Source organism: Subtercola sp. YIM 133946, assembly GCF_036553535.1.
In the GTDB taxonomy this organism is placed as follows: domain Bacteria; phylum Actinomycetota; class Actinomycetes; order Actinomycetales; family Microbacteriaceae; genus Subtercola.
Genome location: NZ_JAZHPE010000045.1, coordinates 169,788 through 185,430, shown reverse-complemented (window position 1 = coordinate 185,430; position 15,643 = coordinate 169,788). Strand labels below are relative to the sequence as shown.

Here is a 15,643-nt window from a genome sequence, read left to right as displayed (position 1 = left end):
ACGGATGCTCGCACAGCCCGAATCCGAACGATCGAAAGGCTCCTCATGGCCACGCTCCTGCAACGACTGGGGCTCGCCTCAGCGAAGCGCGCCTGGATCGTCATCGCTGTCTGGGCCGTCGTGCTCGGCGGAGTCGGCACCGCCTTCCTCGTCGGCGGCGGCACGCTGGCGAGTACCTTCTCGATCTCGGGCACGCCGGCCCAGAACGTCGCCGACCAGTTGCAGGCCTCACTGCCCGACGCCGACCGCGGCACCGGCCAGGTGGTGTTCTCGACGTCAGACGGCAGCGCGTTCTCGAGCGATCAGCAGGCCGACATCGGTGACGCACTGGCCGCCGCGGCCGCGACCCCAGGGGTGAACTCGACGATCGATCCGTTCGACACCGAGTCCGAGCGCCAGGCCCGGCAGGCCGAACTGACCGCCGCGGCAGCCCAGCTCGCCGCACTGCCGAGCAGTGCCGATGTCGCGGCGCAACAGGCCCAGGTCACCGACGGCCAGCGGTTGCTCGACGCAGCGGCGAAGATCCAGACCGTGTCGAGCGACAACACCACGGCCGTTGCGACGATCGTGTTCGACAAGACCACCGCCGACGTCACGCCCGACGACAAGCAGGCGGCCATCGACGCCATCGACGGCACGTCGATCCCCGGTGTCGATGTGAACTACTCGGCTTCGATGACCTCGGTCACTGTCGGGATCAGCGCGGGTGAGATCGTCGGCGTGCTGATCGCTGCGATCGTGCTCTTCATCATGCTCGGCTCGCTCATCGCCGCCGGACTGCCGCTGCTGTCGTCGTTCATCGGCGTCGGCGTGGGCGCACTCGGCGTTCTGGCCTTCTCGGGCGTGGTGTCGATGTCGTCGGCCACGGTGACCCTGGGCCTGATGCTCGGCCTCGCAGTCGGCATCGACTATTCCCTGTTCATCCTGAACCGCCACCGGCGTCAGCTGCGTGCGGGTGTGCCCGTGCGCGAGTCGATCGGCTTGGCCAACGGCACCTCGGGCAATGCCGTCATGTTCGCCGGCATCACCGTGATCATCGCCCTCGCCGCCCTCAACGTCACCGGCATCGGCTTTCTCGGGCTGATGGGAACCGCCGGTGCCGTGTGCGTCGCCATCGCCGTTCTGGTCGCGCTCACCCTCACTCCCGCCCTGATGTCGCTCGCCGGCCTGCGAGTGCTGCCCAAGAAGCAACGCGCCTCCCTCGGCGGCCAGAAACACGCTGCGACCCCCGATCACGCGCCGGCGGAGCACGCGAAGGGGCAGGCGAAAGAGGGCACGCTCGCCACTCGCCACCCCATTCTCATCCTGGTGGCCGGGGTCATCGCGCTGCTCATCGTTGCCGTGCCGGCCCTGTCGATGCGACTGGCCCTGCCCGATGGCAAGTCGCAGCCCGCCGACTCGACCGAGTACAAGGCGTACAGCCAGATCGACGACGCGTTCGGCGCGGGCATGAACGGCGCCATCATCGTGGTCGCGAACCTGCCGGCCACCACCGACGCAGCCGCCCTCACCGGCCTCGAGGCCGACGTCGCCGACCAGCTGCTCGCCGTGACCAACGTGGTCGCAGCGGCACCGGCCGGCGCGAGCGCCGACAACCGCACCGTGATCTTCCAGGTCATCCCCTCTGACGGCCCGTCGGCGGCCAGCACCGAACAGGTCGTCACCGACCTGCGCGGCCTCTCGAATGCGCTCGACGACCAGCTCGGCGTCACCATCGGCGTGACAGGGCTGACGGCGATCAACATCGACATCTCGGCGAAGCTCGCAGATGCCCTGCCGATCTACCTCGTCATCGTGCTGGGCCTGTCGATTCTCATCATGATCCTGGTCTTCCGATCAATCGCCGTGCCGGTGATCGCCACGGCCGGCTTCCTGCTGACGGTGCTCGCGACGTTCGGCGCGGTGACGGCCGTCTACCAGTGGGGCTGGCTCGGCTTTCTGTTCGGCATCCACGACCCCGCGCCCATCCTGAGCTTCCTGCCGATTCTGCTGATCGGCATCATCTTCGGGCTCGCGATGGACTACCAGCTCTTCATCACCTCGGGCATGCGCGAAGCGCACGTACACGGCATGGAGGCGCGCAAAGCGGTGAATGCGGGCCTGCGCACCGCCCGACCGGTGGTCATCGCGGCCGGCATCATCATGGTGTCGGTGTTCGGCGGCTTCGTGTTCGGCGACCTCGTCGAGGCGCGCACCATCGGCTTCGGCCTCGCCGTGGGTGTTCTGGTCGACGCGTTCGTCGTGCGCCTGCTGCTGATTCCCGCCGCGATGCACCTGCTCGGCGAGAAGGCCTGGGGGCTGCCGCGCTGGCTCGACCGCATCACCCCCGATGTCGATGTCGAGGGCGCACAACTCGAACGGTTCGACGAGCACCCCGAAGAGCGCGATCTGTCAACCCTCGTATCTGTTTAGTGTGCGAGCTGGCCCTGCTCATACGATGAGCGCATGACCGAGCCCTCGCCCCAGACCGCCGCCGTCATCTACAACCCCATCAAGGTCGACCTCGACGCCCTGCGCGAGGCGGTCGAGTCGGCGGCGCGCGACGCCGGCTGGGGCGAGACGGTGTGGCTCGAGACATCTGTCGACGACGTCGGCCAGGGTGTCACCCAGGTCGCGCGCGAACGCGGGGTCGACCTCGTGATCGCGGCCGGCGGCGACGGCACCGTGCGCGCAGTGGCCGAGGCCCTGCGCGGCAGCGGCATCCCGCTCGCCCTGCTGCCCTCGGGCACCGGCAACCTGCTCGCCCGCAACCTGAAACTGACACTGAACGACATGCCCGGCTCGGTGGTGACCGCGTTCACCGGCGTCGACCGGCCCATCGACCTCGGCGTGATCGACATCGAGCGCGAAGACGCCAGCCGCGACCGGCACGCGTTCGTCGTGATGGCGGGCATGGGCATCGACGCCAAGATGATCGCGAACACCGACGACGACCTGAAGGCGAAGGCCGGCTGGGCCGCCTACGTGCAGGCGATCGCCAAGTCGCTGCGCGACCCGAACGAACTGCACCTGCGGTTCAGGCTCAACGATGAGCCGACGAAACGCGCGACCGTGCACACGCTGATCATCGGCAACTGCGGGTCGTTGCCCGCGAACATCCTGTTGATGCCCGACGCGGTGGTAGACGACGGCCTCTTCGACCTGCTGCTGATGCGGCCCGGCGGTGTGCTCGGCTGGATCCGCATCTGGGCGAAGGTCGCCTGGCTGAACGGCATCGTGCGGCGAACGAAGGCGGGTCGCGCCCTGGCCGGCGAGCACCGCAACGACGGCGACCTGCACTACCAGACCGGCACGTCGTTCGTCGCCCGACTGTCGCGCCCCGAAGAGATCGAGCTCGACGGCGACTCGTTCGGCAAGACGACGGCGTTCAACGCCCGCATCGACAAGGGCGCGCTGCTCGTGCGCGTGCCCGCCGAGGCCGAGTGAGCGGTGGCCGGGTGAGCGGTGGCCGCCGGTACCGATCGGTGCGGGTGAGCGCCGCCGACCAGCGGATGCTGCACCGCGCCGTCAGCGCAGGCTGCGCCTGAGCTTCGACGCCGGGTCGTTCGTGACCACCGAGACGACGACGCCGAGCGCGAACGCGGCGGCGGCGTAGAGCGCCACGCGTCGCAGCAGGCCCATCGACCTGCGCTTCGGTGCCTTCTGGTCGAGCTCAGACGGCTGAAGTGCCGTGGTGAACTCGCCGCCGGCCCCCGCCTCGGCCATGAAGGCCAGCCGGCGCAGCGTCTCGATGTTGCGGATGAACAGGGCTGCGTCGAGCAACCTCGAGGGAATCAGCGTGCCGGGGCCCTTCACGGCGTGTTCGTGGATCGTGACCCGGCAGCCCTTTTTGTGCGGCTTCACCTCGACGGTCACCCGGGCCTCGCCGATCGGCCAGCCCTTCGGCTGCATCACGACACGGTGCGGCGGGTTCCACTGCAGTGAGGTGGTCTCGTCGTTGATCAGAACGGGCCACACGCCGAACGAGTGGTGCAGGTGCGAGCCGACGTGCGGCCAGGTCTCTTCGACATCGCGCATGCGGGAGGCGCCGACGACCCAGGTGGGAAAGTACCAGCCGTTGGCGATGACGGCGAACACATCGTCGGCGGAGCAGGTCATGGTGCGGTGATTCGTGGACACGGTGCTCCTTCGGGTTCGACCCCAGACTAGGCGGGTGGGGCGCCTGGCGCATCCGGTTGCGCCCCGCGGCGATTCGTCGTACGCGCCGAGCCGTCCTCGAGATACCGGCGGTGCAGGTCGAACCGCTCGGGGTCTGCTGTGGCGATCGGCCCGAACCCGTCGCCCAGCTGCATCGTGCGCGGACTGCCGTCGGCGGCGGGCCAGACGGGGCGCCCCGGGCCGTTGGGGTCTCCCGTGGTGACGAACGCGACCACGTAGCGGGCCATCGTGTCGGCGATCTCGCGGTCGTGCAGAGTCCACGGACGGTCGGTCGCCGACAGGCTGTCGACGAAGTACCAGATCTCGCTGCCGTGGAACGCGCCCCGCCGCTCGGCGTCTTCGCCGGGTGCCGCGTGGGTCCAGAAGTAGGTGAAGGCCGGGCTCGTCGCGCGGCGCGCCCACAGCAGGGCCCACAACTGGGTGGAGGTTCGCGAGTGGTCGCGCGCGGCCCGGTTCGACATCTCGGCGGCCTCCGCATCGGTCGACGCCGGGTACAGCCGAAGAAACTCGTCGGCCAGATCGCCGTACCGTCGCCGAGCCCGTGAACGGAATGTCTCGAGAGTGACGTCGGGGTGCGGCGAAGCGCCGTCTTCGTCTTTGGTGGTGCCCGTGATGATGGGAACGTCGCTCGGGGCTCCGAGGGCGAGCGACTCGGCGTAGCTGCGGGCGAAGACCCAGCCGTCGAGCACGGGCCGGAACAGGGGTGGGCGCGGCCCGACGGGTCCTGGCTCGTCGGCGTCGTTGCCGACGAGCAGCGCCTCGGCGGGCATCCGCCTCAGTTCGGCGATGGCGGTGGCACCGTGCTGCTCACAGAACAGCTCGCCCTCGGCCTCGGCGACCGGCGGCTCGCGATACGAGGCGGCCAGGTGGGCCAGGGCGGGGTCGAGGGGATGCGAGGCTCCGCTCTCGGCAATGGCGCCGTGCAGCAGGCCAACGGCGAGCGGCGAGTACACCAGCGCCATGACGCTCGCCGCCCCGGCGGACTGGCCCGCGATGGTGACCCGGCTGGGGTCGCCGCCGAACCCGGCGATGTTGTGCTGCACCCAGCGCAGCGCCTCGACCTGGTCGAGCAGGCCGTAGTTGCCCGACGAGCCGTGCGGCGATTCGCGCGACAACTCGGGCGCGGCGAGAAAGCCGAAGACGCCCAGGCGGTAGTTGAGGGTGACCACGACGATGCCGCGGGCCGCGAGCGCCGCCCCGTCGAACTGCGGATCGCGGCCGGAACCCCAGATGAAACGGCCGCCGTGGATCCAGACGAGAACGGGGCGGCCGGTCTGCGGGGGTGTGCGGGTGGTGGGAGTGGTGGGAGTGGTGGGAGTGGTGGGGGTGGTGGGAGTGGTGGGAGTGGTGGGAGTGGTGGGAGTGGTGGGAGTGGTGGGCGTCGACGCGGGCGCCGAGTCGGCGCGCCTGGCCGCGACCAGGGCGTCGGCGGGCGTCCAGACGTTCACGCTGAGGCAGTCTTCACTCATCGGGTAGTCGGTCTCGGCCTGGTTCTGCGGGCAGACCGGCCCGAAGCGCGTCGCGTCGCGAACCCCGCCCCACGGCTGCGGCGGCTCAGGCGGCCGCCAGCGCCGCTCGCCTCCGGTGTCGGCCGCGTACGGAATGCCCCGGAAGACAGCGACACCTTCGACCTGGCTCGGCACGCCCCGAACGGCACCGTACTGCGTGTCGACGACCAGGTCGTTCTCGGCAGCGGCGGTCATGCGCCGCTCGCCTCTGCACCGACCGTGCGGTGCGCGTTCAGGCTGTCTCCGACCGCATGGGCCAGCGTCTCGGCGCCGCCGCGCGCGTACCGCGACGACTGGGCCTCGTAGGTGCCCCGGTCGAACGCCCGCGCGTCGGGCAGGTACTTCGCACCGCCGTTCACCATGGTCATCACGCCTGTGTACGGGAACGGCGAAGCGCTGCGGATGCCGGCGCCGGTGACAGCCGAGAGCTCGGCCTGCACCCCGACCAGGGCGGTGTCGCCGATGCGCAGAATCCAGAACGGTGCGTCGCGCTCTTCTGCGTCGGCGAACTGCGGTGTCAGAGTCGGACGGATCTCGTCGCGGGCGCGTGGCACCTGCCCGGCGAGCCGCACGACCGACGGGAGCACGTCGACGGTCGGGTCGCTGTCACGATCGCCGATGGTCTCGAGCGTGCGCTCGACGGCGTCGGCGACCCGTTCGCCCAGAAGCTCGACCACGGTGAAGGCGGCATCGCCCGCGTCTGACCGAGCGTCTGTCTGCCCGTCGGGGGCTGCGAGTATGTCGGGGCCTGCGAGTATGTCGGGGCCTGCGAGCACATTGGGGCCTGCGAGAACGTCGGCGGCCTCGCCGAACCGCGGTTCGGCCGGCCGGCGTCGAACCGCGACGAGGGCCGGCGACTGGTCTCCCGCCGCTCCGATCAGGAAGAGCGCGACCGCACCGGGGCACCGCGACTCGACCGACGCCATCGCCGCTCCTGCCAGGTCGGCCGTCACCCAGCGGTCGCCTGCGGCCGAGACCGAGCCGTGCATGACCGACGGCTGCACGGCGAGATTGACGAGCAGCGCAATGGGCACCTCAGCCGAGTCGAAGAGGGCGGTGACGAGCAGGGTGTCGTCGGTGTATCCGGCCTCGTCGACGCCGAGGGTCCAGCCGGCCGGAGTCTGCACGTCACGATTCACCGCGACCGCGCACCGGCCGTAGGCGCTGCCCGCCGCCGCCGGGCGGAGGGCGGCGGTCGCGTCGCGGGCCGCCGACCGGGTCGCGTCGAGCACCGCGCCCATCGCCGCGGCGGAGCCCGCGTCGCCGCGGGCGGGCCCCGAGGCGTGTGAGCCCGAAACGTGTGGAGCCGTGACGCGTAGGGCCGTGACGTGCGGAGCCGAGAACGTGTGGCTCACCGAGACCAGAACGTCGGCCGCAACCGCACCCGTGACCTCGACGAGCACGCGACGTACCGCCTCGAGCGGCTCGGGAGCAAGCGAGGTCTGGTCGAGCACCGCGAGCACGATGCGTCGGTCGCGCTCGAACACCAGCACGCGCACCTGCAGGGCGTCGTGCTGACCGGTGAACCCGTCGAGCGGCCAGCCGTCGGCCGCGAACCGCACCTCGGCGCGGCCCGCCCCGGCCAAGAGGCCCCCGGTCACGGGCGGCCCACGGCGGGCTCGGTCGCGGTGGTGGGCTCGGTCGCGGTGGCGGGCTCGCGCTCGGTCGCGGTGGCGGTGGCGGGCTCGGTCGTAGTTGCGGGCTCGGTCGCCTCGTCGGCAGCCGCGAACTGGGCGGCCAGGGCACGCGCGACGGCCGTGTCCCAGCCGGGCTGCACCGGGCATCCGCGCGCTGCGAACGTGCCCCTTGCGAAGGCGTCGTCGTCGGCCAGGTAGCCGATACGCTCGTTCGCGATCGAGACGAGCACGGTGTTCGCACGCGGCGAGGCCGAGGTGATGAGTTCGGCCGCCGGCGTGGTGACCTCACCGCCGACCCCGACCAGCGCCACATCGCCCACGCACAGCAACGTGAGCCGCACGTCGACGCCGGCGACATCGTCTTGCGTCATGTCGGCCTTGAGCCCGCTGCCGCGGCGCGCGGCGCAGGGCACCGCGACCTCGCTGCCGCCCAGCCGGGCCTCGCTCTGCCACGACGAGATCTGCCGCGTCGTGCCGACGATCTGCTCCGCGACCTCACGCCCCAGCGCATCGACCCAGCCGAACACCTCGGCGGCGCCCGGGGCAAACCCGTCGCCCCGGTGCTCCAGCCCGAGCCGCGGCGCCTGGTCGCCGATCGATCCCGGCAGCCACAGCACGACGCCGCCCAGCTCGCTCTCGGCGGCGGCCGCGGCGGCCCCGGCGAGGTCTGCCCCGAGCAGCGTCGTGCCGAGGCTTACGGTCGGATGCACGGCATAACACGCGAGCGTGGCGATCGGCGAGCCGTCATGCGCCCGAAAGGCGATCACGCGCAGCGTCTTGTCGCTTGCGCCGTCGGGGTTCTGGCCGAGCATCCATTCGCTGTCGCGCAGCTCGTCCCGGTTGACATTCACGTCGACCCGGCCGCGACCGAACCCGAGCGACGCCGACTGCAGCCTCGACTGGGCCTCGCGTACGGTCGCCACGATCGCGTCGAAGACGACGGCGGTGTAGGCGAGCGACTCGAGTGTCGGTGGCCGCGACAGGCCGCCGGCGGGCGTGCGGCCCACTCTGGGCGCGGTGTGCGAGTGGCTCGCGGCGATCAGGATGCTCTGCGAGCCGATGCCGAGCTCACGCTCGATGCGCGAACGCAGGTCACCCGAGCTGCCCACCTCCAGCAGGTCGAGCGACACGACCGCGATCGACCGCACACCGTCGTCGACGACCACCGCTCGGCAGAAGAGCGCATCGTGCACCCCCGTGAAGCCGCCGGTCATCGCGTCGAGGCCGCGAAGGTCGGCCGGGGTGATGTCGGTTCGGGCTGCCCCCGCCCGCAGCTCCCCCACACGCGGCTCGCCCGCGCGCGGCTCGCCCGCGACCAGGTCCCCCGCGACCGGCTCCCCGGCCCGGCCCGTCACGCGCTCTCCCGCTCTGACTCGGCCGACTCGGCGGGCTCTGCGACGCTGCGTTCGAGTTCGCGCAGCAGGTGCCGCAGGGCATCCACGCTCGACCGAACCTGCTGCTGCTGGTCGGCGGGCAGCCGCGAGAGAGCAGACCGCAGCGCCTCGGCACGGTCGCGCCGAAAGGCCTCGAGCACCTCGCGCCCCTCGGCCGTGGCCGAGATCACCACCGAGCGGTTGTTTCCGTCGAGGGTTCGGCGTTCGACGAGCCCGGTGTGCAGCAGGTCTTTGATGAGGTTGCTGACGGTGGGGCGCGCGATGTGCAGCTTCGTGGCCAGCTCCGACGGCGACAGGCCGCCGCCCTGAACGACGAGCCGCAGAATGGTCACCTGCGATTCGTTCGCGGGCAGCCGCTCGGCCGCGCTCGACGCCCGGCGCATCGTTCGCCAGAACGCCGGAACGAGGTGGGCGAGCTGTTCGACGGGGTCGACCTGCGGGCTGGGCAGGGGCTCTTCGCCCTCGGCGTCGTCGACGAGCACGGGTTCGGTTGGCTGGTCGGTCATTCTTCTCCCCTTGGAATTGCCGGTCATCCGGTCACACCGCCTTCGGTGAGCCCCGACAGAATTCGCTTCTGCAGCACGATGTACGCGATGAGCAGCGGCAGGCTCGTCAGAATCACGTGCGCGAACACGAGGTTCCACCGAACTCCATACTGGCCCGCGTTGGCGAAGTTGTAGAGCGTGAGCGGCAGGGTCGCGTTCGCGGCACCCTTGATCATGTAGAGCGCGAACAGAAAGTCGTTCCACACATTGATGACGGTCATGATGGCTGCCGTGAACAGAATCGGCCGCAGCAGGGGCAGGATGATGTGCCAGTACACCTGCCAGCGGTTGGCGCCGTCGATCTGGGCGGCCTCCTCGAAGTCGATCGGCAGCGCGCGGATGTAGCCCGTCGTCAGAAACACGATGACGCCCACGCGGGTGCCGAGCAGGGCCAGAATGTAGCCCAGCTCTGACCCCGTGAGACCGGCGCGCGTCAACAGCACGACGGTCGGCACGATGGCCGGCGGCAGCACGATCGAGAGCGCCATGACGTAGTACGCGCCGCGCAGCCAGCGCGACGAGGTGCGCGCGAACGTCCATGCCGCCATCGAGCCCAGGATGAGCACGCCGAGCACCACCGGAATGGCGACGAGCAGACTGTTGCGCAGCCCCGTGAAGTACTGGCCCTGGGTGATGACTGTGCCGAAGTTGTCGAGAACGGCCCAGTGCTGGGGCAGCCAGACGCTCGGCGTCGATGCCTCGCTCTCGGTCTTGAACGAGTTGACGAGCAGAATCCAGAACGGCAGCACCACCCACGGAATCGCGACGATGGCCAGAACGACGTAGCGCACCCGGCCGGCCAGCCGGGGGCGGCCCGTCACCCACGTGATGTTGCTCATGCGTGCACCTCTCTTCTGCGCAGCCACCAGATCAGCGGCACAGCCGTGATCATGACGAGCAGCGCGATCATGAAGCTCAGGGCGCTCGACGTGCCGAACAGCCCCTGGCCGTACTGATTGAACACCGCCACGTTCAAGACCGACGTGGCGTCACCCGGGCCGCCCTTCGTGGTGGCGAAGATCACGTCGAGGGCACTGAACGACCCCACCAGCGTGAGCACCGTGTTGAAGGTGAAGGCGGGCGCCAGCAGCGGAAACTCGATCGACCGGAACCGGCGCCATCCGCTCGCCCCGTCGAGCACAGCGGCCTCGACGACCGACCGGTTGATGCTGTTCAGGCCGGCGATGTAGACCAGCGTCACGAGCCCGCTCCACTTCCAGCCGTCGATGAAGCCCACCAGCAGCAGGGCCGACGACGGCTGGCCGAGCCAGGAGAAGTCGAACCCCGGCACGAACAACGAGATGAAGCCGTTCAGCGGCCCGTTCGGAGCGAGAATCGCCGCCCAGATGTAGCCGGCGGCGAGGGGTGAGATCAGCACCGGAATGAAGAACAACGAGCGGAACACCGAGTTGACCCGGTCGGTGTGCTGAAGCGCCTTGGCCAGCGACAGCCCCACCACGTTCTGAACGACCATGGTGATCAGCGCGAACAACACAGTCACGAGCGTCGCATGGCCCAGGATGCCCAGCGACATGAGCGACGTGAAGTTGTCGAATCCGGTGAACCGTATGACGCTGCTGAAACCCGTCCACTTGGTGAAGCTCAGTATGCCGTTGGCGACGAACGGAATGGCGAAGAAGAACGCCACCAGCGCGATCGCCGGCAGGGCGAACCACAAGCGGTACGTCTTGCGCCCGCCGGTACGTCGCCGCCGGGCGCTGCCGCGGGGGCCGGCCGCCTTCAGGGCCGCACGGCGATGCGATCGATCGTCGCGCGCGGCCCCGGCGGGAAGGCTCTCGTCGGCCTTCGTGAGTGTCATGGTCTCGGTGTCCTCTCGGCGGGGATCACTGCTGGGCCGCGATGGCCTGGTCGACGAAGGTCTGGAACTGGTCTGCCGCGCCTTGCGGCGTCGCCTGGCCGACCAGCACCGAGACCGCGATCTTGCCGTAGTTGCCGAAGCCCGGCAGCGACGAGTTGAACGCGAGCGTGGCGTCGGGCGACGACAGCAGAGTCTTCATGTCGGCCGACAGCCCCGTCAGGTCGGGTGCCGTGGCGGTCGACAGCGTCGGAACGATCTTCGCTTCGTCGACGTACGACTGGTACCCGGTCGAGGTCACCCACTGGATGAAGTCGGCGGCCGCACGCTCTTTCGTCGTGTCTCCCGTCTTCGGCACGAAGTAGCTGCCGTAGGCGTTCGGCGAGTACGACGCGATGCCCTTCTGGGCAGAGATGGCGCCGAGCCCGATCGCGGAGTCGACGGCGGCCGTGTCACCGTTGCCGGCCGTGTAGAACTGCGTGATGAAGTCTGATGGCAGCACCGTCATGGCCGCGCTGCCCGTGAAGACCGCCTGGACGGCGTCGTCGAAGGTCGCCGTGGCGGCATCGCCGTTGAGGCAGTTCGACGAGCGCAGCGTGTCGAGCACCGTGAGACCGGCCACGAGCGGCCCGCTCGGGTCGTTCACCTTCGTCGTGCCGTTCTTCACGGCCTGGCCGTAGCTGTCGTTCTGGTTGAAGTCGGCCATGTAGGTGAAGCCAGGAATCATCATGGCCGGAAACTCCGAACCGCCGCCGACGAAGACCGGGGTCGCCCCCGCCGCCGAGATCGCGCTGCAGTCGGCCTCGAGTTCGGTGTAGTTCGTGGGCGCCGAGATGCCGGCCTCGGCCAGCACCTTCTTGTTGTAGAACACGCCGTAGGTCGCGTTGGGGCCGAGCACGGCGCCGTACGTGGTGCCGTTCAGCGACCCGGCGCTCTGGGCGAGCGACCCTTCGGCCTTCACGAAGTCCATGCTGCTCAGGTCGACCATGTTCTCGGCCATGTTGAGCTGGAGCATGTCTTGCGAGGTGGGCAGGTACTCGAGGATGTCGGGGCGGTCGCCAGTCGACCACTTCGTCTGCACGGCGTTCGTGAAGGTGTCGGAGGGCAGGTCGACGAGGTCGATGGTGTTGCCCGACGCCTTCTCGTAGGCCTTGTAGAGGTCGAGCAGGGCAGGCGAGTCGCCGGTGTTGTGCCAGAGAGTCAGCGTCACACCGGTGGGCGGGGTGCTCGTGAGATCGAGAGCGTCTGAGCCGCTCGATCCGCCCGAGCAGGAGGCGAGCAGCACGGTGGCAGACACGGCGGCCGCACTGGCGAGCGCGAGCCGGCGGCTGTGTCGGAATCGAATGTTCATCGCAGTTCCTCGTCGTTGAGATGGTCGTCGCCGGATTCGTCTGTCGACCCGGCAGGGTGTGCAGCCTCGCCGTGTGCGACGCTGTCGTGTACAGTTTTAGCAGCAAAACTGTTTTCCCACCAACATTATTTTTGTGGCAACATGGGGTCTCGACGAAGGGGTTGTGGTGACCGATACTGAAGCAGCGACATCGATCGATGCAGAGACAGAGCGCACGCTGTTCCAGCTCGTGCGTCGCGAGCGTCTGGCTCGCGACACGAACGACTGGGGCGGGCTGACCGCCGCCTACTGGCCGGGTTCGCGCGTGCGGGTCACGTGGTTCGACGGCTCGATCGAGGAGTTCGTGTCGTCGTCACGCGACTCCGTGCATCCGGGCCGGGTGCGCGGATTCCACGCGATCGAACCCGTCTGGGCCGAACAGAACGGCGACCGGGCCCTCGTCGAGAGCCGGGGCCAGATTCTGCTGCGGCCGACGGTCGAGGGCGTCGAGTGCGACCTCACGAGCTGGTGCCGCTTCGTCGCCGGCCTCGAACGCCGAGACGGCGAGTGGCGCATGGCCTTCTTCGACAACATCTACGTCAAAGACCGTATCGACCCGGTCGAACCCGGCGCCCGCATCGAGGTCGACGCCGGTCTGCTCGCCTCGTCTCGCGTCTCGTACCGCTGGCTCGCCTACACCAATGCGCGCCGCGGCATTCCGGTGCCCGACGACCTGCCCGGCGACGACCGCGACGACCTCGTCGACGGCCTGTGGGCGGATGCCCGTTCCTGGCTGGCCGCGGTCACTTGAGACCCCACAGTCGTCTGAAGTCATCGGTGAAGGTGGTCGCACCGAACCACTCGCCGGACTGCTGGGCGGCGTCCGACACCGTGATGCTTCCAATCGTGTCTCGAGTGAAGAGACGCACGGGGATGGAGTAGTCGGGCACGGGCACCGCAAGCATGAGCCGAATCGATGCATCCGCGTCGACCCAGCCTTGGAACGCGAGTGCCGGCGCCGCGGCGGCGTAGAGGAAGTTGCCGCTCGCCAGTGCCTGCAGGCTGCCGAGACCGGCGGCGCCCGTCATTCCTTTGATGTCGGTTCGGCCCGCCTGTTGAGTCCCCGCCTGAGTCGGTTGAAGAAACTGGTCGTACTGCGACTCGACGTAGCCGATGCTCGGGTTCTGCAGCAGGGCCGAGCTCGTCGAAGAGGGCACGAGCGAGAAGCTCGACGCCGAGACGGGGTTGATGGTCACGGTGCACGCTGGGCAGTCCGACCTGGTCGCAGCTTGCGCTTGGGTGACGTAGGCGGCGGGTGAAGGGCCGTCGGCGTTCTGATTGATCAGCATGCTGCCCGACCCGTTCGAATCGAGCGCGAACCATTGCGACAGCGCAGTCTCCAAGGCCACTCCGGTGCCCGGAATGGTCACGAGCTTGGGCGTATCAGGATGCGCGGGGTCTGCGCTCTGGTTGCTGATGATCACCGGAATGTCTGCAGCGCGAGCGGCATCGAACGCGTTGCTCGCCAGATCATACGAAATGGCATCGGTCACGATCACCGCGGCTCCGGCCAGCGTCGCCTGAGTCAGGCAGCTCCCGATGTCGGTGGGCGTTCCTTTGCCGTCGCACACCTGCACCTGAATCCCTGCAGCGTTCAGACCTGCAGTCAGCCCGGTGCCCGTCACGGTGAACGCAGGAGCCTGAAGGCTGATCGGTATGTAGAACACCGTCTTGCCGCTGAGCGAGCTCACATTCGCAATCGGATCCGTGGGCACCGGATACGCGGCCAGCGGCTGTTCGGAGAGAGACACCGCTGCTGCGAGGGCAGAACTCGCGCCAGCGTTCCCACTCGCGCTGGCGCCGGTGGTCGAGCCGGTGTCGCCGCTGCATCCCGTGAGCGCGACCGCTGAAACAGCGATGACACCGAAGACGAGCGTGCGAGCACGCGGAGATGGGCAGAAGGCTTTGTTCGTCATGGCTGTTTCCTCTGTGACGGCGTTGTCGGGTGAGTTGTTCTTGAACAGCATATAGTGCGATATATATATAGCAATATGTTATTTTCAACCAGGATGCGAAGGATGATGACAATGACTACAGGCACAGTGCTCGTGATAGGCGGCGGAATCGGTGGACTCTCCACCGCAATCGCCCTCCGTAACGCCGGCTTCACCGTCACCGTGGTGGAGAAGCACGCCGACGTGCACTCCTCGGTCTACGGGGTGGGCATCATCCAACCCATCAATGCGCTTCGGGCACTGGAGACCATCGGATGCGCAGAAGCCTGCATGGCAGTGGGCTACCCGGCAACGGCGTGGGGCAGCATGTATGACGCGGAGGGAAACTTCCTGTTCGCCATGCCGGGAACACAGATCGAAGACAGTGACCTCCCACCCCTGAACGGTCTCACTCGACCCCAGCTGCACGAGATTCTGACGAACCGTGCACGACAGGTGGGCGTTGCAATCCGCTATTCGGCGGTCTTCACCGACCTCGACCAGGGAGGTGACGACGTCACCGTCACCTACTCCGACGGCGCGACAGAGACCTGTGACATCGTCGTCGGAGCTGACGGGGTGCGATCGCAGGTGCGATCTCACGTGCTCGGCGCCGAGTTGCAGCCCCGCTACATCGGTCAGTCGGCGTTCCGGGTCAACATTCCGCGGTTGCCAGAGATCGACCGCATCATCTTGCAGGAGGGGCCAGACGGGATGGCAGGTTTCGTGCCGATCGGGCCAGACCTGGCGTACCTGTTCTACAACGCCCAGATGGAGCGCTCAGAGCGCATACCCGACGCCGATCTGCCCCGCGTGCTGCGCGAGCACCTCTCCTCGTTCGAAGGGTTGACCGGCAGGGTGAGAGATGAATTCATCACCGACGACAGCGTCGTCGTTCTGCGACCGGAAGAGGCCCTCATCGCAGACGCACCCTGGCATCGGGGTCGGATCGTTCTCATCGGCGATGCGGTTCACGCGATCACTCCTCACCTGGGACAAGGCGCCGCGCAGGCAATCGAAGACGGCGTGGTGCTGGCGGAGTGCCTCGTGAAGCACAGCGACGTCGAGGCGGCCTTCACCGAGTTCACCGACCGTCGATTCGAACGATGCAAGCTCATCGTCGACACGTCTCTGGCGATCGGCGAATGGGAGATGGGTCGGCTCCCGGGGTTCGACAACGTTGCCGCGACCAACCATGTGCTTGCCGTGATGGCGCAGCCCATCTAGTTCGAACGATGACAGCTCTGGCGGGCAGCGCGGC

13 protein-coding genes are annotated in these 15,643 nt (G+C 68.5%); 4 read left to right on the top strand and 9 right to left on the bottom strand.

Annotated features, from left to right (window positions below; genetic code table 11):
• Positions 1 to 45: 45 nt before the first annotated feature.
• A complete protein-coding gene (locus tag V3W46_RS14945) occupies positions 46 to 2,412 on the top strand; it encodes an MMPL family transporter (RefSeq protein ID WP_331783927.1) in 2,367 nt (788 codons plus the stop codon).
• Between the two features lie 33 nt (positions 2,413 to 2,445).
• Positions 2,446 to 3,426, top strand: coding sequence for a diacylglycerol/lipid kinase family protein (locus V3W46_RS14940; RefSeq protein ID WP_331783926.1), 981 nt, complete (start codon positions 2,446 to 2,448; stop codon positions 3,424 to 3,426).
• A gap of 81 nt (positions 3,427 to 3,507) precedes the next feature.
• Here the strand turns inward: V3W46_RS14940 and V3W46_RS14935 are convergent, their stop codons facing one another.
• From V3W46_RS14935 to V3W46_RS14900, 8 genes are read right to left on the bottom strand one after another with little or no spacing between them, the layout of a single operon-like run.
• A complete protein-coding gene (locus V3W46_RS14935) occupies positions 3,508 to 4,119 on the bottom strand; it encodes an SRPBCC family protein (protein WP_331783925.1) in 612 nt (203 codons plus the stop codon).
• 26 nt (positions 4,120 to 4,145) lie between these two features.
• Positions 4,146 to 5,861: a carboxylesterase/lipase family protein gene (locus tag V3W46_RS14930; RefSeq protein WP_331783924.1), complete on the bottom strand. Its 1,716-nt coding sequence runs from the start codon at positions 5,859 to 5,861 to the stop codon at positions 4,146 to 4,148.
• Complete coding sequence (locus V3W46_RS14925) at positions 5,858 to 7,267, bottom strand: hypothetical protein (RefSeq protein ID WP_331783923.1); 1,410 nt, start codon at positions 7,265 to 7,267, stop codon at positions 5,858 to 5,860. Before V3W46_RS14925 ends, V3W46_RS14930 begins: the two co-directional genes overlap by 4 nt.
• Positions 7,264 to 8,658 carry a neutral/alkaline non-lysosomal ceramidase N-terminal domain-containing protein gene (locus V3W46_RS14920; RefSeq protein WP_331783922.1) on the bottom strand — a complete coding sequence of 465 codons (1,395 nt, stop codon included), beginning with the start codon at positions 8,656 to 8,658 and terminating at the stop codon, positions 7,264 to 7,266. Before V3W46_RS14920 ends, V3W46_RS14925 begins: the two co-directional genes overlap by 4 nt.
• On the bottom strand, positions 8,655 to 9,203 hold the full coding sequence (locus tag V3W46_RS14915) for a MarR family winged helix-turn-helix transcriptional regulator (protein WP_331783921.1): 549 nt from the start codon (positions 9,201 to 9,203) through the stop codon (positions 8,655 to 8,657). Before V3W46_RS14915 ends, V3W46_RS14920 begins: the two co-directional genes overlap by 4 nt.
• A gap of 23 nt (positions 9,204 to 9,226) precedes the next feature.
• Positions 9,227 to 10,081 (bottom strand): carbohydrate ABC transporter permease, encoded by an 855-nt coding sequence (locus tag V3W46_RS14910; protein WP_331783920.1) that lies wholly within the window; start codon positions 10,079 to 10,081, stop codon positions 9,227 to 9,229.
• Entirely contained in the window at positions 10,078 to 11,061 is a 984-nt protein-coding gene (locus tag V3W46_RS14905; protein ID WP_331783919.1) for a carbohydrate ABC transporter permease, read from the bottom strand. Before V3W46_RS14905 ends, V3W46_RS14910 begins: the two co-directional genes overlap by 4 nt.
• A gap of 25 nt (positions 11,062 to 11,086) precedes the next feature.
• Positions 11,087 to 12,409: an ABC transporter substrate-binding protein gene (locus V3W46_RS14900; RefSeq protein WP_331783918.1), complete on the bottom strand. Its 1,323-nt coding sequence runs from the start codon at positions 12,407 to 12,409 to the stop codon at positions 11,087 to 11,089.
• A gap of 166 nt (positions 12,410 to 12,575) precedes the next feature.
• On the opposite strand from V3W46_RS14900, the gene V3W46_RS14895 reads away from it, so the two are divergent.
• Positions 12,576 to 13,199, top strand: a complete 624-nt coding sequence (locus V3W46_RS14895; protein ID WP_331783917.1) for a nuclear transport factor 2 family protein — start codon at positions 12,576 to 12,578, stop codon at positions 13,197 to 13,199.
• On the opposite strand, the gene V3W46_RS14890 is transcribed toward V3W46_RS14895, so the two are convergent.
• A complete protein-coding gene (locus tag V3W46_RS14890) occupies positions 13,192 to 14,364 on the bottom strand; it encodes a sugar ABC transporter substrate-binding protein (protein WP_331783916.1) in 1,173 nt (390 codons plus the stop codon). The genes V3W46_RS14895 and V3W46_RS14890 overlap by 8 nt on opposite strands.
• 111 nt (positions 14,365 to 14,475) lie before the next feature.
• Between V3W46_RS14890 and V3W46_RS14885 the strand changes: the two genes are divergently transcribed.
• Positions 14,476 to 15,609 (top strand): FAD-dependent oxidoreductase, encoded by a 1,134-nt coding sequence (locus V3W46_RS14885; RefSeq protein ID WP_331783915.1) that lies wholly within the window; start codon positions 14,476 to 14,478, stop codon positions 15,607 to 15,609.
• Positions 15,610 to 15,643: the final 34 nt, after the last annotated feature.